This window comes from Micromonospora nigra (assembly GCF_900091585.1).
GTDB lineage: Bacteria > Actinomycetota > Actinomycetes > Mycobacteriales > Micromonosporaceae > Micromonospora > Micromonospora nigra.
The window spans coordinates 3,101,906-3,121,287 of record NZ_FMHT01000003.1; the positions used below are offsets into that span (position 1 = coordinate 3,101,906).

Sequence of the window (19,382 nt, forward strand, 5' to 3'; positions counted from 1 at the left end):
CGTGCCGTACGACGGTGGCCTTCCGTACGGACGGGCGTGGGCTGAGTCGTACGCGACACCGCCGTCCCTCGGCCAGCGCCCGGTCAGCGGTGACTGATCAGCTCTGGTTGCGGCATGTCGGGGTATCCGGCGAGTGGAAGACCCCGACATGCCGCAACCAGTGCGGCCTGCACCCCGACACGTCGCGTCAGCTGTCCGCCGGCTTGAGGCAGAGCACCCGGTTCGCGCCGTCGCCCGGCAACTCCACGTGCGGCAGGGCCGGGTCAGCGCAGTTGTCCTTCGTGGAGACCTTCGAGACGACGGTGTAGGCGCCCGTCTCGCCGCAGTCGGCCGCCACCGCGCTCTCGCCCGACTGCTTCACGCAGGAGCCCACGGCCGGGTCGAACTGATTGTCCGAGTCGCCCACCATGCCGAGCAGGGTCAGCAGGCCCAACGGCACGGCCAGGATGAGCACGGCGGCGACCAGCACCGCGGCGAGCACCCGCCCGTTGCGGACCTTCGGCGGCGGGGCCTCCTTCGCCGGCTCGGACACCGGCTTGAACTGGTCGAAGCGGCCCTGCTCGGGTTCGCCCGATCCTGACGGTGACCAGGAGTCCGGCGCGGACTGCGCGGGCGGGAAGGCGGCGGTGTAGTCCGCACCGGGGCGGGCCTCCGGCGCTGGGGGGTAGGCCGCGCCGGCACCGCTGCCCGGACCTCCTGCGCCGGGCCCGGCGAACGGGTCGGCCGGCCCACCGAACTGGTCCGACTGGCGGTCGTCGTCGTGCGGGCGGACGCCGTTGACCGGCCGGTTGCTCTGCGGCGCGTCGACGAAGGACGGCACCCCCGGCGGGAAGGCCGGCGGGGCGGCCGGCGCGGCGGCGAATGCGTCCGCCCCGCCCGGTCGGTGGTCGCGGTCGTCGAAGTTGCCGCCCGGCGGCTGGTCGAACCGGGGTGGCTGGTCGAACCGGGGCGGCTGGTGTTCGGCCCGCTGGCCGTCCCGCTCCGGCTGGTCCGTCTCGACGTCGGGCCGGGCGGGTCGGCCGTACACCCGCGGTTGCGGGGTGGGCGTGCCAGCCGGGCGTGGGCCCTGGTCGGTGGGGGGCATCACTCGGCTGGCCAGCGGCACCGAGGCGCTCGCGGCGGCCCGGCCACCGGCGGGTGCCGAATCGCCGGCCTCGCCGGGCACCGAGGCCCGACCACCGCCGGCCTCGGGGGAGGTACGCGGGGCGGGCACCACGGGACCGGCCGGCGACTGGGGTTCCTCGTGCCGGGAGTCGGCCTGGCCCCAGCCGCCGGACTGCTGCTCCCGGTCGTACGCGGGCGGGCCGCCCGGATCGCCGAACGGGGCCGGCGGGGCGTAGTCGGCTGGCGGGGCTGCGGCCAGGCTGGCACCGGGCACCCGCTGCTCCTGAGGGGGCAGCGGCACCGCGTTGGCGGGCGAGATGCCCGGCCCGGGTGCCGGCTGGTAGGCGGGGGAATCCTCGGCCCGGCCGGAACGGGCGTCGCCCGAGTCGGCCCGCCCCCACGCCTCGTCGGCGCTCCAGGGCTGCACGTCGGGCACCATCCGGTCGACACCCGGCTGCTGCCCGGCGGCCTCGGTGGGGCCCCAGGAGGGGAGCGGTCCGCCGGGGCCGGGCACGGACACACTGGCCCGGGCCGGCGCGGTGGAGCCCTGCTCGGAGCCCTGCTCGTCGCGGGGCTGCCTGCCGGCGTCCGGCCGGTCGTCGCCGGTCATCCAGGCCGGCTGCTGCGCTGCGGCGGCACCCGACCAGCCCGGCTGTTCGTCCTGCCGGGCCCAGTCGGGCTGGGCGGGCCGCTCGCCGGGGGCGTCGTCACGCCGCGCCCAGTCGGGCTGCTCGCCCGGCGCGGAACCCGCCGGCCAGGTCTCCGTGCGGGCCCGGTCGGGCTGCTGCTCGGCCGCCCAGGCGGGCTGGTTCTGCGGGTCGGGCGACCAACCGCCCGGCCGCGCGGGCTCGTCCTGCGGGCCCCAGTTCGGTGCCGACGGGCTCGCCTGTGGCACCTGTGCGCTGGCCCGCGCGGCGGGCGGGCCCTGCTCGGCCTGTACCCACGCGGGTCGGTCGTTGGGTTGCTCCTGGCCGGTCTGCCCCCAGCCGGGTCGGTCGGCGGGCTGCTCCTGCTCCGTCCGTGCCCAGGCCGGTCGCTCGGCCTGCTGGCCCTGGCCGGACTGTGCCCAGGCGGGCTGGTCGGCTGCGGCCTGTTGGCCCTGGCCGGCCTGCGCCCAGTCGGGCTGTGGGGCGGCGTTCTGGCCCTGCGCCCAGTCGGGCTGCTGCGGGCGGTCCTCGGGCTGGCGCGAGTCGGACGCCGAGGCACCCCACGCCTGCTGCGGGGCGGCGCCGGTGTCCCAGTTCTCGGCCGGGCGTGCGGCGGCGGTCGGCACCTGTGCGGCACCCCGGGCGGCGGGCTGCGCGGGGGCGGCGTTCTCGCCCTGGGCCCACGCGGGCTGGTTCTGCGCACCCTGCGCCCAGGTGGGCTGGTTCTGTTCGCCCTGCGGTTCCCAGGCGGGCTGACCGGCGGCGGCGTTGTCACCCTGCGCCCAGGCGGGCTGTGGGGCGGCGTTCTGGCCCTGCGCCCAGGCGGGCTGTTGGCCCTGCTCGGGCTGCGCCGGCCAGGGCTGCTGCGCACCGCCCTGCGGCTCCCAACCCTGGGGCGATGTGGAGGGTGGCTGCGGGTTGGACTGGTTGCCACCCCACGGGGCGGCCGGCTGGCCGCCGGCCCAGGTGGGCGCCGGGGAGTCGGGTCGCGTCGGCGGCGGTGGTGCCCAGCCGAGGTCGGGAGCGGCGGCGCCGTACCCGTTGTCCTGCTGCGCCGGTCGGTCGCCGTACGGCGCCTGTCCGCCGCCGCCCGGCGGCACCTCGTCCGGCTGCTGGCCGGGGTGGTGCGAGCCCTCGGACGTCATGCGTGCGCCTCCTCCATCACATGTCGGCCGCCGGTGCCGATCGGTCTGCTCGACGGGGTTGCCGGCGTCGCCGGTCCCGTACCGGTCGTGCCGGCTCCCCGCACCGTATCCGGTGGCCGCCCCGGGGGGCTTCCGGGGAGCGTGGCCGTCACTTTCCGTCGCCGGATGGTTTCGAGCGGCTTCTGTCGGCTCGACGTGTTCCGGCGTGGCGGTTGACGACCGAGCCTCACCGTACCGGGCGGTGCGTCGGGGTGGAATCCCGGTGCCGCTGGCGTCGGAACGCCGACGACCCGCCCGGGTGCCCGGGCGGGTCGTCGGACTGGAGGAGGGTGGGAAACGTGGTGGAGCGTCAGTGCATGTGACGCTGCGCGATGGCGAGGATCTCGTCGCGGACCGCGGGCGAGTTGGCGGAGCGCAGCGCGGCCTCGATGGCGCGGGCGCGGCGGCTGGCGTCGCGGCGGTTGCGGAATCGCTCGATCATGCTCATGGTGGCTCTCCTCCTGGCTATTCGGTTGTCAGCCCGTCGTTGACTCCATTCAAGCGCAGGACGAGGCAAAGTTCCAATGATTATTAGGTGAGCTGGGACACCAGCCTAAAGATCGTAGGTCAACGGTCGTTAAGGCTGAAGGTTTCTTAGCCTCATGGCAACGGCCGGTGTGCCGGGCGTTAACCCCGGGCACACCGGCCGTCGGCCGTGCTGGTGGACCGTCAGGTCCAGGCGAGCAGCGCCGCCTCCGGGTCGGCGAGGAAGTCGCCGACGTCGCGCAGGAACTTCGAGCCCAGCTCGCCGTCGATGATGCGGTGGTCGAAGGAGAGGCCCAGCGTGGTCACCTGCCGTGGCTTCACCTTGCCCTTGTGCACCCAGGGCAGCTCCCTGACCGCGCCGAAGGCCAGGATCGCCGACTCGCCCGGCGGCAGGATCGGCGTGCCCGTGTCCACTCCGAACACCCCCACGTTGGTGATCGTCAACGTGCCGCCGGACATGTCGGCCGGGGACGTCTTCCCGGCCTTCGCGGTCTGCACCAGCCCGGTCATCGCGTCCGCCAGCTCACGCAACGAGAGCCGGCCCGCGTCCTTGATGTTCGGCACGATCAGGCCACGGTCGGTGGCCGCCGCGATGCCCAGGTTGACGTACTCCTTCACCACGATCTCGTCGCCCGCCCAGGTCGAGTTGACCATCGGGTGACGCCGGACCGCGAGCAGGACCGCCTTGGCGACCAGCAGCAACGGCGAGACCCGGACGTCCCGCCACTCCCGCCGCCCGCGCAGCCGGTCCAGGGCCTTCATCGCCCGGGTCATGTCGACGGTCAGGAACTCCGTCACGTGCGGGGCCGTGAACGCCGAGCGGGACATGTTCTCGGCGGTGAGCTTGCGTACCCCCTTGACCGGGATGCGCTGCTCGCGGTCCGCGCCGAAACTCGCGGCGGCCGTGGCCGTGGCCGTGGCCGTGGCCGTGGGGGTGGCCGTGGCCGTGGGGGTGGCCGTGGCCGGCTCGGCGGCCGACGCCGCCCCGCTCGCGGCCTGCTGCACGTCCTCCCGCGTGATCGACCCGAGCGGCCCCGACCCCACCACGGTGCCCAGGTCGACGCCGAGATCCTTCGCCAGCTTCCGCACCGGCGGCTTGGCCAGCACCAACGCGCCGGCCCGCCCGTTGCCGTTCGCCGCGGGAGCCGGCGACACCGGGGCGGCCTTCGACACCGGCGCGGCGGGCGCGGCCGGTGCCGCAGCCGCCGTGGCGGTGTCGGTCTGCACCGGGACCGCACCCTTGCGCGGGCGGCGCTTGGCGGTCGTCGTACGCGGGCCGTAGCCGACCAGCACGGCCGTGCGGCCACCCGGCGCGGGACCGCCGATCAGGCCCGGCTCGACCGCGCCCTCGGCGGGCGCAACCTGCACGGCGGCCAACGAAGTCGCCGACGGGGCGGGCAGTTCGGTGGCCGGCGCACCCGTGGTCGACTGTTCGACCGGGCCCGCGCCCGGGTCGGTGTCGATCGCGATGATCGGCGTGCCGACCTCCACCGTGGTGCCCTCCGGGTGGAAGATCGCCTGCACCTGGCCGGCCCACTTCGCCGGGATCTCCACGGCCGCCTTGGCCGTCTCCACCTCGACGATCGGCTGGTTCAGCTCGATGGTGTCGCCCACCTTGACCAGCCAGGCGAGGATCTCGCCCTCGGTCAGGCCCTCGCCCCGGTCGGGCAGGTTGAACTCCTTGATCCGCGACATGCCGATCACCAGCCGAAGGTGCGGTCGACGGCGTCGAGCACCCGGTCGAGGTCGGGCAGGTACTCCTCCTCCACCCGGGCGGCCGGGTAGGGGGTGTCGAAGCCGGTCACCCGCAGCACCGGGGACTCCAGGGAGTAGAAGCACTCCTCCGTGATCCGCGCCGCGATCTCCGCGCCCATGCCCAGGTTGCCCTGGGCCTCGTGCACCACGACCGCCCGACCGGTGCGCCGCACCGACTCGTAGGCCACGCCCAGATCCAGCGGGGACAGCGTGCGCAGGTCGATGACCTCCAGCTCCCGACCGTCCTCGGCGGCGGCCGTCGCCGCGTCCAGGCAGGTGCGGACCATCGGGCCGTACGCCAGCAGCGTGACGTCCGTGCCGGGCCGCGCCACCCGCGCCGAGTGCAGCGGGTACGCCTGTGACAGCGGGGCGTCCAGGTCGACCGGACCCTTCTCCCAGTAGCGCCGCTTCGGCTCCAGGAAGACGATCGGGTCGTCCGAGGCGATCGCCTGCTGGATCATCACGTACGCGTCCTGGGGGGTGGAGCAGGACACCACCTTCAGGCCGGCAGTGTGGGCGAAGTACGCCTCCGGCGACTCGGAGTGGTGCTCCACCGCGCCGATGCCACCGCCGAACGGGATCCGGATGACCATCGGGATCCGCACCTTGCCCTGCGAGCGGTAGTGCATCTTCGCCACCTGCGACACGATCTGGTCGTACGCCGGGTAGACGAAGCCGTCGAACTGGATCTCGCAGATCGGCCGGTAGCCGCGGATGGCCAGGCCGACCGCGGTGCCGATGATGCCGGACTCGGCCAGCGGGGTGTCGATCACCCGCTGGTCGCCGAAGTCCTTCTGGAGCCCGTCGGTGATCCGGAAGACGCCGCCGAGCTTGCCGACGTCCTCGCCCATGATGACGACCTTCGGGTCGTTCTCCAGGGCCCTGCGCAGGCCGACGTTGAGAGCCTTGCCGAGGGTGAGCGTCTCCGTGGCCATCAGTGCGCGCTCCCCTCGAACGACTCCAGGTAGTTCGTGAACTGCATCCGCTGCTCGTCGAGTTCCGGGGACCCGTGGGGGTAGACGTGGTCGAACATCGTCACCGGCTCCGGGTTCGGCATGGCCAACACCCGCTCCCGCAGGTGCACCGACTCGGTGCGGGCCTGCTCGTCGACCTCGGCGAAGAAGCCGTCGTCGGCGATCTGCTGCTTGGTCAGGAACGCCTTCATCCGGGCGATCGGGTCCTTGGCCTGCCAGGCCTCGACCTCGCTGGCGATCCGGTAACGGGTCGGGTCGTCGGAGGTGGTGTGCGCCCCCATCCGGTACGTGTACGCCTCGATCAGGCTCGGGCCCTGCCCGTGCCGGGCGTTGTCCAACGCGTGCCGCGTCACCGCGTACGTGGCCAGCACGTCGTTGCCGTCCACCCGGATGCCGGGGAAGCCGAAGCCGGCGGCCCGCTGGTAGAGCGGGACCCGGGTCTGCCGCTCCAGGGGCTCCGAGATGGCGTACTGGTTGTTCTGGCAGAAGAACACCAGCGGGGCATTGAAGACGCTGGCCCAGACGAACGCCTCGTTGACGTCGCCCTGGCTGGTCGCGCCGTCCCCGAAGTAGGCGATGACCGCCTCGCCGTCGTCGCCGCCGGTCTTGCCGTCCATCGCGATGCCCATGGCGTACCCGGTCGCGTGCAGGGTCTGCGCCCCGATCACGATCGTGTACATGTTGAACCTGAACTCGTTCGGGTCCCAGCCGCCCTGGTCGACGCCCCGGAACAGGCCCAGCGGCATGATCGGGTCGATGCCCCGGCAGTAGAGGACGCCGTGCTCCCGGTAGGTCGGGAATGCCATGTCCTGGGTACGCAGGGCGCGCCCGGAACCGACCTGGGCGGCCTCCTGTCCGAGCAGGCTGGCCCAGAGGCCCAGCTCACCCTGGCGTTGCAGGGCGGTGGCCTCCGCGTCCAGCTTCCGGACCAGCACGAGATCGCGGTACAGGCCGCGGTACTCGTCGTCGGTCAAGTCGACGCGGTACTCGGTGCCGTCCGGCCCGGTCGCGCTGTCGATCCGCTCACCCTCCGGGGTCAGCAGCTGCACCAGCGAGGGGTCGCCGGTCTTCGCCTTCCTCGAACGGGGTGCGGCCCGTCGGCCGCGGGGGGACACCCCGGGGTCGCCCTTTGCCATCCGTCTCTCCCTGTCGTGTCTGCGTCGGCACCGGGGGGTCACCCGGCCGCGCGACTCGTGCACCCGTCCGGCTGCTGCCGGACCGGTTCCTGGCGGCCGCGCCTAGCCCGGGTGGGGTTGCCGCGCGGCGTGAGCCGGATTCCTGGCTGAACCCGGTTCGGGAGCCGGTGCGCTGTCGCGCCTGCCGCGTGGGTGCGCGGAGGTCGCGGCTTCGCTGCCGTCGTACTCCATATTCGCATCACACGTGAGCCGGCCCACAGTCCGCCCGCCCCGCATCCGGGTGGGCGCCCACTTCGTTACCCGAATCGCCGGGCTGTCGGGTTCAGCGACGCGCGCCCGAACGGTGCTGGTTCATCACCGTTCGGGCAGATCTGCGTGTCGACACGCGGTGCGGGGTTGGCCGACACAGAGTCACTGAACCACGCTGTTGAGCGCGGGCCGGGCAGGTGCCGGTGGCCCGCCGGGTCGACCCCACCGACCCGCCGGTCGACGACGAGGAGCGCACGGTGTCCGAGGCAGGTGAAGGTCCCGGTGTCCCGGCCCTCGGTCGGCACCGGGCGGGTGGCGGCTACCGCCGGGTCGTCGGCGCGCACCGCGCTCCCGGCGGCGCCGGCCCCTCCCGGGGCTACCTGCTCACCGTCGCGCTGCTCGCCGGCACCGCCTCGATGCCCATCGTCGCCGCCATGAGCACCGGCTCCGCCACGGTCGGCCGCACCGCCCTGCCCGACAGCGGCACCCGGTTCATCCCGACGCCCTCGGTCGGCCCCGTGGTGATCCCACCACCGGTGACCGGCCAGCCGGGAACCCCAGGGGCCACCTCACCCATGACCGGGCCGGTGCCCGGCCCGGTCGACCCCGGTCCGCGTACGCCCGTGGTGCCGCCACCCGCCGGAGCGCCCGCGGACCTGTGGGAACCCCGGCTGCCCGTGCGGCCCCCCACCCCACGACCCGCTCCCCGGCCCAGCGGGAGCCATCCCGTTCCGTCGCCGAGCCCCTCGCCGGTGCCCTCGCCCAGCCGGTCACCGGTGCCGTCGCCCAGCGCCCCGCCCTCGGAATCCCCCAGTGCCCCGCCGACCGGCCCGAGCACCGAACCGAGCACCACGGGAACCGCCGAACCAACGCCGACCGGTTCGGCGGCCCCGGAGCCCTCGGCAACCTCTCCGACGCCGGAACCCTCGGCAACCTCTCCGACACCGGAGCCCTCGGACCCACCGCACGCCACCGGTACGCCCACCGACCCGGCGGACCCACCCCGGCCGACGTCGACCCGAACCGGCACTGCTTCCCCCAGCCCGGCCTCGCCCCCGGCCCGGCTCCGCGCAGCCTGACCGCGCCACCCGAGCCTGGCCCCGGCTCCGCCACCGGCCCGGCTCCGCGCGGCCTGACCGCGCCCCGGTGCTCGGGGTCGGTGTCAGGCGGAATCGTCGGTGAGGCGGTGCCGGTTGGCTTCGATCCAGGCGTCCAGGGCGGCCGGGTCGTCCGGGTCCACCCCGTCGGCCATTAACTGGGCGACGGCCGCCGTGGCCGGGCTGCGCCGCTCACCGGTGCTGTAGAGCCGCGCGAACTCGGGCACCATCTCCTCGATCGAGGAGTCCGTCTGCGCGGCGGCCCGTTCGGGCAGGCCCCGTCTGCGAGCGGCGTACGCGGCCCAGGCTCGCAGCACCCGGGGCAGCATGGCCGCGTCGTCCATGTCGAGGACGGCCCGCCGGTGCACCCAGTCGAGCAGGAAGAACCCGGTGACGGTCGGACTCCAGCGCAGCGGGTCGGCGTCCGGGAAGGTGGCCGCGTGGTCGAGCAGCAGGCTGATGCAGAAGTGCAGGGAGGCCAGCTCCGCGCCGTCCACGCTGTCGAGGCCGAACCGGGCCGCCTCCGGAGCGGCCAGGAATCGCCGTACCAGATCGGTGCGTTCAGCGGCGGACAGCGGCTCGCTGTCAGGTGCCGTGGCGGCCGTGGCACCGCCGGGCAGCACGGCGAGGCGGGCACCCATCAGCGCCCGGTCGGTGGCGAGCGACCCCTCGGCGGGCAGCTCTCCCAGGTTGTCGGTGATCGCCAGGTGTCGGGTCACCTCGCCGCGCATCCGGGCCGGATCCTCCTCGCGGAACCAGGTCAGCTCGTCGCCGGCACACATCTGCCGGACCTGCTCCAGGATTCGCGCGGGCGGCCCGCCCACGAAGACATCCTTGGCGATGCCGATGTTGTGGTCGAGCAGGGTCACCATGGCGTGCTCCGGGCCACCGGCCGCGTCGTCGTACGCGAAGGTCGCCAGGTAGGAAGTCTGGTCGCCGTACACGTCGCCGTACGACCAGCAGCCGGTGAGGTGCACCCGGCCGAGGTGGCCCGACCAGGCCGGTGCGGCGGCGCCGGGGCGTACCCGGTCGGCGCCCGCCGCCTGCGGTACCAGCGCGGCGAAGACCGCCCGGACGGTGGTGGCGGCGGCGGCCCGGCGCCGGGTGGTGGCGGCCAGGAAGCCCGCCACGAACTCCCGCACGGCGGTTTCCCGGTCGGTCTCGGCGACCGCGTACACGCTGCCCAGCAGGGCCGCGCCGAGCATCTCCGCGTCGAGGGCGGTGTCGAGCTTGGGCACGTCGCGAGCGGCGTGCAACACCGCGTCGTAGGGGGTCTGAGGCGTGGCCATGTCTCGACCCTACGCCGCCGGATGGGAGGAGCGGGTCGGTCGAGGCCGGTCGTTCTCGGCCCGGCGGGACGGTCGGCGGCGGCGTGGGAGCGTCGTGGAGCTGGCGTGGAGATGGCTGGCGGTGGCGTGGCGCGGGTGCTGCGGACGGCGGCCAGCGGCGTGGCGACAGCCTGAGGCAGTCGCTGCGTGCGGCGGTCAGCGGCGGGCGGCGGCCTGGAGCAGTTCCCGGGCGTCGGCGTAGGAGGCGAGCACGGCGTGCACCGGCGCGAGCACGTACTCCTCACCGACCGCCGCGACCGCCTCGGTGAGCCGCTGTTCGGCCCGGCGGCGGGCCCGGCGGGCGGCCCAGCGCACCACGGGCCGGGTCAGTGCGGCCACCAGCAGGCCGGCGAGCAGCCCGCCCAGCAGCAGCAGGGACGGCAGCGGTACCTCACCGACGGTCGGATTGTCCAGGGCGGGCAGGCCGAGCGCACGGAGCGCGTACTCGACGGCCAGCCAGCCCAGGCCGGCGAGCGCGGCGAGGGTGACCAGCCACTGGAGGCCACCGACCAGCCGCCACCAGATCGGCCGCCGGTCCATGCCGAGGTCGGTGCCGGCGACCGCGCGGTCCAGCGCGTCGGGCAGGTCGCCGAGTCGGGACCGGGCCGCGCCGGTGACGGCAGTCGGCCAGGCCGCCGGCAGCCCGGCCGACGCCCGGTCGGCGAGTACCCGCACCGCCAACCCCAACGCGGAGCGCTGCGCGGCCGTCGGGTCCGGGACCGAGGTGGCGGCGACCAGGCTCTCCGCCGGCTGGTCCACCTCGCCGGCCGGACCGGGCAGGTGCAGGCGGCGCAGCGGATCGGGCCGCAGCCGCCGCCAGCCCCGCACCAGAGGCCAGCCCGTGGCGGCGGCACCCCGGTGCCGGTACGCCTGCTCGACCGCATCCGCGACCGCTGACACGCCGGCGGCCCCGGCCAGTGCGCGTTCCAGCGACACCACCGCCGGGTCGTCGGCACCGACGACAGGGCCGGGCTGGCCGATCAGCCCGCCCAGCCCGGCGACGACGGCGTCGACGTCGCCGTCGAGGCGGCGCAGGGCGGCCTGCCGTTCGAAGACCGTCCGCTCCAGCGCGTTGCGCAGCCCGACGACCCCGTTCGGGTCGACGGCGGTGGTGGTCAGCAGTGGCACCCCGGGCAGGCCGTCGGCGTCGAGCAGGCGGCGCAGGTCGGCGAGCACCCGGGGCAGTTCCGCCTCGGGCAGCCGGTCGGCCTGGTTGAGCACGACGAGGGTGACGTCGCGGTGCCGGTGGAACTCCCGCAGGTAGCCGGTGTGCACCACCTTGTCGGCGTACTTCTGCGGGTCGACCACCCAGACCACGAGGTCGACCAGGCCGAGCAGCCGGTCGACCTCCAGCCGGTGGGTGCGCTGCACGGAGTCGAAGTCGGGCAGGTCGAGCAGGATCAGCCCGTGCAGGCCGGACTCGCTGTCGCCGTCGAGCACGCTCTCCCGCACGAAGCGGTGCCTTGGCAGCACGCCGATCCAGTCGAGCAGCCGGCTTCCGCCGTCGAGCGGCCCCCAGACGCAGGCGTGAGTGACGCCGGTGGTGGGACGGCGCACGCCGACCGGGGAGAGGTCCATCCGGGCGAGGGTGTTGAACAGGCTGGACTTTCCGCTGCCGGTGGCACCGGCCAGCGCGACGACGGTGTGGTCGCGGGACAGGGCCAGGCGGGTGCCGGCCCGCTCCACCAGGGTGTGCGCGGCGACCAGTTCGGTGTCGGGCAGCAGCCCGTCGACGACCTCCAGCAGCCGGCGGACGGCCTCCAGGCGGTAGACGAGCACGTCCGGGTCGACCCGTCGGTCGCCCCGGAAGACCTCGCGGACGCGCCCCACGATGCCGGTCACCGGGCCTGCCCCTCGACGGTGGTCAGCGCCGGGTCGGGGGTCGTGGCCAGGCCGCTGTGCCGGCGGGCCTCCGCCACCCACGCGGCGGCCCCGCGCAGCTCGGCGGCGGTCTCGGCGGTCGGCCGCGCCTGTTCGGTGCGGGTCAGGTAGCGGGCGGCCTCCGCGTCCAGCAGCGTCCGCACCCGGTCCAGCAGGTCGGCCCGGGCCTTCTCGGCGAGGGTACGCACGGCCTGGTCGCCGAAGATGGCCTGGAGGACGGCCTGCGCGGCGACGGTGGTGCCGGCCCCGGTGGCCACCTCCAGCCCGGTGGGGATGAACGCGGTCGAGGCGAAGACCGCGATCATCACGGCCAGCCCGGTGGCGTTGACCGCGTACGCGGCCGTGCGGGCCACGAACCGTTTCTCGGGGCTCTCGGCGCGCACCAGGTCGAGCACGCCGCGCTGCCAGTCCCGGACCAGCCGTTCGGCCCGCTCGGGCAGGTCGGCGGCGTGGTGTGCGAGGTCGGGGTCGAGCAGAGCCGCCCCGGCCGGGTGTGCCTTCCACGCCGTGTACGCGTTCTCCGCCGCCTCGGCGGAAACGCCGCGCAGCAGGGTGACGAGTTGGGACTCGATCGCGTCCCGCAGCTCGACGGCGGGGGCGGGACGCCCGGTCACGGCGGCGACCACGCGGTCACGCAGCCGGGCGACCCGCGCCTCCAGGGTGCGGAAGAACTCACCGGTGCCGACGAACTCCTGCCAGCGGGCGAGCACCTCGCCCCGGAGCAGCCGGCCGTCGCGCAGCCCCTGGTCGACGGTGCGGTGCGCGCCCCGGTACGCGGCCCGGACCCGTTCGTCGAGCGCGTCGGCGGCGTCAACCTGCTCGTCGGCGGCCTCCGCCAGCCCTTCGACGGCGGGGTGCAGCGCGGCCAGGGCGCCGTCGAGGGTCTGCCGGACCACGGCGGCCCGGGCGTCGGCGTCGGCGGCGAGCCGGGCGAACCAGTCCGCGAGCGGCGCGATGATCCGGTCGGGCAGCAGCCCCTGCCCGTCGACCCAGGTCTCGGGCAGGACGAACAGCGGGGCCGCGCCGAGACCCTGCTCGGCGAGCATCTCGGACAGGTGGGCGGCGATCTCCTCGGTGGCCTCGGGTGGCACCCGGTCGAGCACCATCGCGATCACCGCCCCCCGGGCGCGGGCGCTGCGCAGCAGCTCCCACGGCACCGCGTCGGCGTACCGGGCGGCGGTGGTGACGAAGAGCCACAGGTCGGCGGCGGCGAGGAGCTGCCCGGCCAGGGCCCGGTTGGCGTCGACGACGGAGTCGATGTCGGGCGCGTCGAGAAACGCCAGGCCGGGCGGCAGGGCGGGAGCGGTGACGAGGTGCAGCGTGCCGGGCTCCTCGCTGGGCTGGTTGGTGCGGGTGAGGCCGGGCAGCAGGTCGCCGCGCCGGAACCAGCCGGAGTCGGCGGGGTTGCACACGAGCACCGGGGAGCGGGTGGTGGGCCGGAGCACCCCGGCGGCGCTGACCCGGGCCTGGACGAGGCTGTTGACCAGGGTCGACTTGCCCGCGCCGGTGGATCCGCCGACGACCACCAACAGGGGCGCGTCGAGACGCGCGAGCCGGGGCAGGAGGTAGTCGTCGAGCTGGTCGGCGAGGCCGGCGGCGATCCGCCCGGCAGGTTCCGCCGAGGGCAGGGCCAGCGGGAACCGGGCCGCCCCGATCGCGGCCCGCAGGCCGGCCAGTGCGGCGGAGAGCCCGTCGTGCCCGGTGGTGGCGGACGGGTCCGGCCCGGTGTCTGTGGGGCCGGTGCGGGCGGCGACGGCGGGCGTGCCGGTGGGGAGGGCGGGATCGCCGTTCGTCGTCACCGCTAAAGCGTGCCCGACCGACACAAGAGAAGACAACCGATCGGTAGCAACCCGAGGTTGCGTCGGGTCGACTCAACCTCGACTTGACGATTTCCAGGGGCGTGGCACTATTGAGTCAAGTTCACTCAACTTGCGGTGGGGTCGCTGCGGGCGGGCCTGCCGGGCGCCCCGCGGGCGGCCCGCCGGAGACCCGGCGGGAATGGCCCGTCACCTGCTCACACGTAACGAAGCGAGGAAGCGAAGATGGCACGTGCGGTCGGTATCGACCTCGGCACGACGAACTCCTGCGTCAGCGTTCTGGAGGGCGGTGAGCCCACCGTCATCGCCAACGCTGAGGGCTCGCGGACGACCCCGTCGATCGTCGCGTTCGCCCGCAACGGTGAGGTGCTCGTCGGTGAGGTCGCCAAGCGCCAGGCGGTGACCAACCCGGACCGGACGATCCGCTCGGTCAAGCGGGAGATCGGCACCAACTGGACCGTCGACATCGACGGCAAGAAGTACACCCCGCAGGAGATCTCGGCGCGCACGCTGATGAAGCTCAAGCGGGACGCCGAAGCCTACCTGGGCGAGCAGATCACCGACGCGGTGATCACCGTCCCGGCCTACTTCAACGACGGCCAGCGCCAGGCCACCAAGGAGGCCGGCGAGATCGCCGGCTTCAACGTGCTGCGGATCGTCAACGAGCCGACCGCCGCCGCCCTGGCGTACGGGCTGGACAAGGGCTCCAAGGAGCAGACCGTCCTGGTCTTCGACCTCGGCGGTGGCACCTTCGACGTCTCGCTGCTGGAGCTGGCCGAGGGCGTCATCGAGGTCAAGTCCACCAGCGGTGACAACCTGCTGGGCGGTGACGACTGGGACCAGCGGATCATCGACCACCTGGTCAAGACGTTCCGCGGTGAGCACGGCATCGACCTCTCGCAGGACAAGATGGCCATGCAGCGGCTCAAGGAGGCGGCCGAGAAGGCGAAGATCGAGCTGTCCGCCGCCACCACCAGCAACATCAACCTGCCGTACATCACCGCCGGCGCGGCCGGCCCGCTGCACCTGGACGTGACGCTCAGCCGCGCCGAGTTCCAGCGGATGACGCAGGACCTGCTGGACCGCTGCAAGGGCCCGTTCGAGCAGGCCGTCAAGGACGCCGGCATCAAGGTCTCCGACGTCGAGCACGTCATCCTGGTCGGCGGTTCCACCCGGATGCCTGCCGTGACCGACCTGGTCAAGCAGCTCACCGGCAAGGAGCCCAACAAGGGCGTCAACCCGGACGAGGTCGTCGCCGTGGGTGCCGCCCTGCAGGCCGGCGTGCTCAAGGGCGAGGTCAAGGACGTCCTGCTGCTCGACGTGACCCCGCTGAGCCTGGGCATCGAGACCAAGGGCGGCATCTTCACCAAGCTCATCGAGCGCAACACCACGATCCCGACGAAGCGGTCCGAGGTGTTCACGACCGCCGACGACAACCAGCCGTCCGTGCTGATCCAGGTGTTCCAGGGCGAGCGCGAGATCGCCGCGTACAACAAGAAGCTCGGCACCTTCGAGCTGACCGGCCTGCCGCCCGCGCCGCGGGGCGTGCCGCAGATCGAGGTCACCTTCGACATCGACGCCAACGGCATCGTGAACGTCCACGCGAAGGACCTCGGCACCGGCAAGGAACAGAAGATGACGATCACCGGCGGCTCCTCGCTGCCGAAGGACGACATCGAGCGGATGCGCCGTGACGCCGAGGAGCACGCGGAGGAGGACAAGCGCCGCCGCGACGAGGCCGAGACCCGCAACGTGGCCGAGGCCCTGCAGTGGCAGACCGAGAAGTTCCTCGCCGAGAACGGCGACAAGCTGCCGGCGGAGAACCGCGAGAAGCTCAACGAGGCGCTCGGTGAGCTGCGCGGCGCACTCGGCGGCAGCGACATCGAGAAGGTCAAGTCGGCGCACGAGCGGCTGGCGCAGGTCTCCCAGGAGGCCGGTTCCCTGCTGTACGCCCAGCAGGCCGAGCAGGGCCAGCCGGGCGGCGAGGCCGGGCCGGGTGCCGGCGCGACCGGTGGCGCCCAGGCCGGCGGTTCGCAGGCCGGTGGCGACGACGTGGTCGACGCGGAGATCGTGGACGAGGACAAGGACAAGAAGTGACACCCTTGCTCCGCACCCGAACTCACGGCAGAGGGATGAGGTAGCCGCATGACGGAGAAGCCACGAGCCGCCGACCTGGACACCACCGGGACGACGCCGGGTGGCTCCGCGTCCGCCGAGCCGGCCACCGGCGACGGGCCGCGGGTCGTCATCCGCAACAACCGCAAGATCGGCCAGGACGACGAGCCGACGGCGACCGCCGCTGACGCCGGGACCGACGTCCCGGCCGAGGGGCTGGTCGAGGAGGCCGAGGTCGTGGTCGACGAGATCGAGGTCGAGACCACCGCGCTCGACGAACCGGCCCCGGGCGGGCCGCCGGTGGTGGACGCGCCGGCGCAGCCGGCGGACGGCCAGCCGGGCGGCTCGTCGCTGGGCGCCGAGTTGGAGGCGCTGCGGGCCGACCTGGAGGAACGCACCCGGGACCTGCAACGGGTGTCGGCGGAGTACGCCAACTACCGCAAGCGGGTCGACCGCGACCGGGGCCTGGTCACCGAGCAGGCGACCGGTTCGGTGCTCGCCGCGCTGCTGCCGATCCTCGACGATCTCGACCGGGCCCGGGAGCACGGCGACCTGGTCGGCCCGTTCGGCAGCGTCGCCGAACAGCTCACCAGCGCGCTCGGCAAGTTCGGGCTCACCCCGTTCGGTGAGCAGGGCGACCCGTTCGACCCGACCCGGCACGAGGCGGTGGCGCACCAGACGTCCGCCGACGTCAGTGAGCCGACCTGCGTACAGGTGATGCGGCGCGGCTACCAGGTCGGCGAGCGGCTGCTGCGGCCCGCGCTGGTCGCGGTCGCCGACCCCGAGTAGTGCAGGACAGCGGCCGGCCCGTCCCGCCCGTCGGATCACGACGGGCGGGACGGCCGGTTCGGCGCGGTGGGGAGGAGGTGGACAGGTGAGCTCGAAGGACTGGGTCGAGAAGGACTACTACGGGGTCCTGGGCGTGGCGAAGACCGCCACCGCCGAGGAGGTCAAGAAGGCGTACCGGAAGGTGGCCCGGGAATCGCACCCGGACCACAACCCCGGCGACCGGAAGGCCGAGGAGCGCTTCAAGGCGGCCTCCGAGGCGTACGCGGTGCTCGGCGACGACACCAAACGCCGCCAGTACGACGAGATGCGCTCGCTGTTCGGCTCGGGCGCGTTCCGCCGCGGTGCTCGCGGCGCGGGGCAGCCCGGGGGCGTGCCGTTCGACGTCTCCGACCTGTTCGGCGGGGGGACGCCGGGCGGGGCGGGCACCGGTGGCCGGTTCGCCGGTGGTGGTTTCTCGGATCTGTTCAGTTCGATCTTCACGGGCGGGGCGGGCGGTGGCGGGGCACCCCGGGGCCCGGGCCGCGGGCGCGACGTCGAGACCGAGGTCGCCCTCGACTTCGACGACGCCGTCCGGGGCGTGACGCTGCCCCTGACCCTGCGCGCCCCCGGGATGTGCGAGACCTGCCACGGCAACGGCGCGAAGCCGGGCACCCAGCCACGGGCCTGCCCGGTCTGCCAGGGGGCGGGAGTCACCACCCGTAACCAGGGGTCGTTCAGCTTCTCCGAGCCGTGCCGCAGCTGCCAGGGAGTGGGCACGGTGGTCGACGACAAGTGCCCCGAGTGTCACGGTACGGGCGGGGTCACCAAGACCCGGACGCTCAATGTCCGCTTCCCCGCCGGGGTCGCCGACGGCCAGCGGATCCGGCTGGCCGGCCGGGGTGAGCCCGGCGAGCGCGGCGGTCCGGCGGGTGACCTGTTCGTGCACGTCAAGGTGCGGCCCGACGACCTGTTCGGGCGGTCGGGTGACGACCTGACCCTGACCGTGCCGATCACGTTCGCCGAGGCGGTGCTCGGCACCGACCTGCGGGTACCCACGCTCGACGGCGCGGTGACCCTGCGGGTGCCGCCGGGTACGCCCAGCGGACGGATCCTGCGGGCCCGGGGCAAGGGCGTGAGCCGCCGGGACGGGCAGGCGGGCGACCTGCTGGTGACCCTCGACGTGGTGGTGCCCGCGCGGGTGTCCGACGAGGCACGGGCGACGCTGGAGACCTTCGCCGCGCAGACCCCGCCGGCGGCCAGGGAACATCTCGACGCGCGGGTGCGTCGATCCGGTTGATGCGTGGACGGGTGCGGAGGTGAGTGGGATGTCGGACGGGTTCGTCGGCTCGGAGGACGCTGCCTACGAGGCCAAGGTGCTGATGATCTCGGTCGCGGCGCGAATGGCGGGAATGCACCCGCAGACCCTGCGCCAGTACGACCGGCTCGGTCTGGTGCAGGCCGGCCGGGCGGCCGGGGGTGGGCGCCGGTACAGCGTCCGGGACGTGGTGCTGCTGCGCGAGGTGCAGCGGCTCAGTCAGGACGACGGGGTCAACCTCGCCGGCATCAAGCGGATCATCGGCCTGGAGCAGTTGCTGGAGCAGGCGCAGCAACGGGTGGCCCGGCTGGAGGCGGAACTGGATGCCGCGTACCGGCGGATCGCCGAACTGGAGTCGCTGGCCCGCTTTCCGGGCCGCGACCTGGTGCCCACCAACCGCACCTCGACGGCGTTGGTGGTGTGGCGTCCCCGCCGGGGCCCGGAGCAGCGCTGACCGCCTCCTGATCCGCCGTGTCGCGGCCACCTGTTCCGGCCCGGCGGGTGTGGGGTGAGCCGGGGCACGGTGCGTACTCGGCCTTCTCACCTTTCCCGTTCGGAAGCGCGGCACCCGGCCCCTTCGGTAACCTCTGGATCGGGTACATCGGCTCAATCCGGACTTCCGAACTGGCGGGGGGAGCCATGGCGGGATCGGAGCAGGAGGTGGCCCGGCAGACGGAGGACCGGCTCGGGAAGGTGGCTGAGGACGTCCGGGTGAGGTTCGACGAGATCACCGAACGCTTCTCGGGCGCGATCCGGAACGGCGGGTTCGACCGGGTCGATCACGGTGTCGACCGGGAGCGGGCCGGGACCGTGCGCCGCGATCAGGGTGGATCGGATCGCTGACGCTCCGCCGACGTGCGGGCCGGGACCCACGGGGGGTCCCGGCCCGTTCGCGCCCCGCTCCGATGCGTTGATCATGAAGTTGCCGCCCCCGAGCGCGTGAATCCGGTCATCACCTGATCAACCTGGGCCAGGCCGGGGGTGGGTGGGGAGTGGGTCAGGCGATCTTGCGGTTCTCGCGGACCAGGCCGCCCTCGCACCACTCCCGGTAGACGAAGAGTTCCGGGCGGGCTAGCAGGACCCGGCTGTTGTGTGCCCACGTACGCATCAGGGCGTCGCCATCCCGCTCGGCGTGCTCGACCAGCTTGCGGAAACGACGCTTGGGGTGGGCGCGGAAGTTCGTCCGGATGCCGTCGGCGGCGTAGATGTAGAGGCAGTGCAGCGCGAACCGGCGGGCCGGGCAGCTCGGATCCATCGCCAGGTCGAACAGGGTGGTCACCAGCCGGTCCCCGGCGACCAGCAGGTCCCAGTCGGGAGGCATCGACGTCAGGGGCACCGAATCCGGCTGGTAGGCCCACGCCCGCAACTCCGCCGGGGACGGATCGACGGGGTTGGCGAAGCCGTGGAACGTCGACTCCTGCACGCTCACCGGCCAACCTTCCGCTCGCTCTGCTCGCGGTGTCCACCACCCCGCGAGTCCTGGCTGCTGGGGCGACACCGTAACTCGGCATCGGCGAGCGGCGGTA

Annotated in this window: 15 protein-coding genes; 5 read left to right on the forward strand and 10 right to left on the reverse strand. The window is 73.9% G+C overall.

Going from position 1 to position 19,382, the window contains the following annotated elements; all coding sequences use genetic code 11:
- Nucleotides 1–187: 187 nt before the first annotated feature.
- From GA0070616_RS13165 to GA0070616_RS13205, 9 genes are all read right to left on the reverse strand, one after another.
- Nucleotides 188–2,896, reverse strand: a complete 2,709-nt coding sequence (locus GA0070616_RS13165; protein WP_091081530.1) for a hypothetical protein — start codon at nucleotides 2,894–2,896, stop codon at nucleotides 188–190.
- Between the two features lie 349 nt (nucleotides 2,897–3,245).
- On the reverse strand, nucleotides 3,246–3,383 hold the full coding sequence (locus GA0070616_RS28125) for a hypothetical protein (protein WP_175440069.1): 138 nt from the start codon (nucleotides 3,381–3,383) through the stop codon (nucleotides 3,246–3,248).
- A gap of 221 nt (nucleotides 3,384–3,604) precedes the next feature.
- Nucleotides 3,605–5,116 (reverse strand): dihydrolipoamide acetyltransferase family protein, encoded by a 1,512-nt coding sequence (locus GA0070616_RS13170; RefSeq protein ID WP_091090657.1) that lies wholly within the window; start codon nucleotides 5,114–5,116, stop codon nucleotides 3,605–3,607.
- Nucleotides 5,117–5,121: 5 nt separating this feature from the next.
- Nucleotides 5,122–6,111 carry an alpha-ketoacid dehydrogenase subunit beta gene (locus GA0070616_RS13175; RefSeq protein ID WP_091081532.1) on the reverse strand — a complete coding sequence of 330 codons (990 nt, stop codon included), beginning with the start codon at nucleotides 6,109–6,111 and terminating at the stop codon, nucleotides 5,122–5,124.
- On the reverse strand, nucleotides 6,111–7,286 hold the full coding sequence (pdhA, locus tag GA0070616_RS13180) for a pyruvate dehydrogenase (acetyl-transferring) E1 component subunit alpha (RefSeq protein WP_091081534.1): 1,176 nt from the start codon (nucleotides 7,284–7,286) through the stop codon (nucleotides 6,111–6,113). The genes GA0070616_RS13175 and pdhA overlap by 1 nt, the downstream gene beginning before the upstream one ends.
- Before the next feature lie 625 nt (nucleotides 7,287–7,911).
- Complete coding sequence (locus tag GA0070616_RS28780) at nucleotides 7,912–8,565, reverse strand: hypothetical protein (protein ID WP_091081539.1); 654 nt, start codon at nucleotides 8,563–8,565, stop codon at nucleotides 7,912–7,914.
- Between the two features lie 132 nt (nucleotides 8,566–8,697).
- Complete coding sequence (locus GA0070616_RS13195; RefSeq protein ID WP_091081542.1) at nucleotides 8,698–9,921, reverse strand: hypothetical protein; 1,224 nt, start codon at nucleotides 9,919–9,921, stop codon at nucleotides 8,698–8,700.
- A 195-nt stretch (nucleotides 9,922–10,116) separates the two neighbouring features.
- The gene (locus GA0070616_RS13200; RefSeq protein WP_091081545.1) at nucleotides 10,117–11,802 is read right to left on the reverse strand and encodes a GTPase; all 1,686 of its coding nucleotides are present in this window, start codon (nucleotides 11,800–11,802) and stop codon (nucleotides 10,117–10,119) included.
- Nucleotides 11,799–13,640: a GTPase family protein gene (locus GA0070616_RS13205; protein WP_091081547.1), complete on the reverse strand. Its 1,842-nt coding sequence runs from the start codon at nucleotides 13,638–13,640 to the stop codon at nucleotides 11,799–11,801. Before GA0070616_RS13205 ends, GA0070616_RS13200 begins: the two co-directional genes overlap by 4 nt.
- A gap of 243 nt (nucleotides 13,641–13,883) precedes the next feature.
- Here GA0070616_RS13205 and dnaK point away from each other — a divergent pair, with 243 nt between their 5' ends.
- The 5 genes from dnaK (at nucleotide 13,884) to GA0070616_RS29150 (ending at nucleotide 18,699) form a co-directional block, all read left to right on the forward strand.
- Complete coding sequence (dnaK, locus tag GA0070616_RS13210) at nucleotides 13,884–15,755, forward strand: molecular chaperone DnaK (RefSeq protein WP_091081549.1); 1,872 nt, start codon at nucleotides 13,884–13,886, stop codon at nucleotides 15,753–15,755.
- 48 nt (nucleotides 15,756–15,803) lie between these two features.
- Nucleotides 15,804–16,562 carry a nucleotide exchange factor GrpE gene (gene grpE / locus GA0070616_RS13215; protein ID WP_091081552.1) on the forward strand — a complete coding sequence of 253 codons (759 nt, stop codon included), beginning with the start codon at nucleotides 15,804–15,806 and terminating at the stop codon, nucleotides 16,560–16,562.
- An 85-nt stretch (nucleotides 16,563–16,647) separates the two neighbouring features.
- Nucleotides 16,648–17,838, forward strand: coding sequence for a molecular chaperone DnaJ (gene dnaJ, locus GA0070616_RS13220; protein ID WP_091081555.1), 1,191 nt, complete (start codon nucleotides 16,648–16,650; stop codon nucleotides 17,836–17,838).
- 28 nt (nucleotides 17,839–17,866) lie between these two features.
- The gene (locus tag GA0070616_RS13225) at nucleotides 17,867–18,310 is read left to right on the forward strand and encodes a heat shock protein transcriptional repressor HspR (RefSeq protein WP_091081558.1); all 444 of its coding nucleotides are present in this window, start codon (nucleotides 17,867–17,869) and stop codon (nucleotides 18,308–18,310) included.
- A 257-nt stretch (nucleotides 18,311–18,567) separates the two neighbouring features.
- On the forward strand, nucleotides 18,568–18,699 hold the full coding sequence (locus GA0070616_RS29150) for a hypothetical protein (RefSeq protein ID WP_281188022.1): 132 nt from the start codon (nucleotides 18,568–18,570) through the stop codon (nucleotides 18,697–18,699).
- A 154-nt stretch (nucleotides 18,700–18,853) separates the two neighbouring features.
- Here the strand turns inward: GA0070616_RS29150 and GA0070616_RS13235 are convergent, their stop codons facing one another.
- Complete coding sequence (locus GA0070616_RS13235) at nucleotides 18,854–19,285, reverse strand: hypothetical protein (protein ID WP_091081563.1); 432 nt, start codon at nucleotides 19,283–19,285, stop codon at nucleotides 18,854–18,856.
- Nucleotides 19,286–19,382: the final 97 nt, after the last annotated feature.

Excerpts from the sequence above, each read along its gene's own strand:
- GA0070616_RS13165 (WP_091081530.1), bottom strand. The coding sequence starts at position 2,896 with ATGACGTCCGAGGGCTCGCACCACCCCGGCCAGCAGCCGGACGAGGTG.
- GA0070616_RS28125 (WP_175440069.1), bottom strand. The coding sequence starts at position 3,383 with ATGAGCATGATCGAGCGATTCCGCAACCGCCGCGACGCCAGCCGCCGC.
- GA0070616_RS13170 (WP_091090657.1), bottom strand. The coding sequence starts at position 5,116 with ATGTCGCGGATCAAGGAGTTCAACCTGCCCGACCGGGGCGAGGGCCTG.
- GA0070616_RS13175 (WP_091081532.1), bottom strand. The coding sequence starts at position 6,111 with ATGGCCACGGAGACGCTCACCCTCGGCAAGGCTCTCAACGTCGGCCTG.
- pdhA (WP_091081534.1), bottom strand. The coding sequence starts at position 7,286 with ATGGCAAAGGGCGACCCCGGGGTGTCCCCCCGCGGCCGACGGGCCGCA.
- GA0070616_RS13195 (WP_091081542.1), bottom strand. The coding sequence starts at position 9,921 with ATGGCCACGCCTCAGACCCCCTACGACGCGGTGTTGCACGCCGCTCGC.
- dnaK (WP_091081549.1), top strand. The coding sequence starts at position 13,884 with ATGGCACGTGCGGTCGGTATCGACCTCGGCACGACGAACTCCTGCGTC.
- grpE (WP_091081552.1), top strand. The coding sequence starts at position 15,804 with ATGACGGAGAAGCCACGAGCCGCCGACCTGGACACCACCGGGACGACG.
- GA0070616_RS13225 (WP_091081558.1), top strand. The coding sequence starts at position 17,867 with ATGTCGGACGGGTTCGTCGGCTCGGAGGACGCTGCCTACGAGGCCAAG.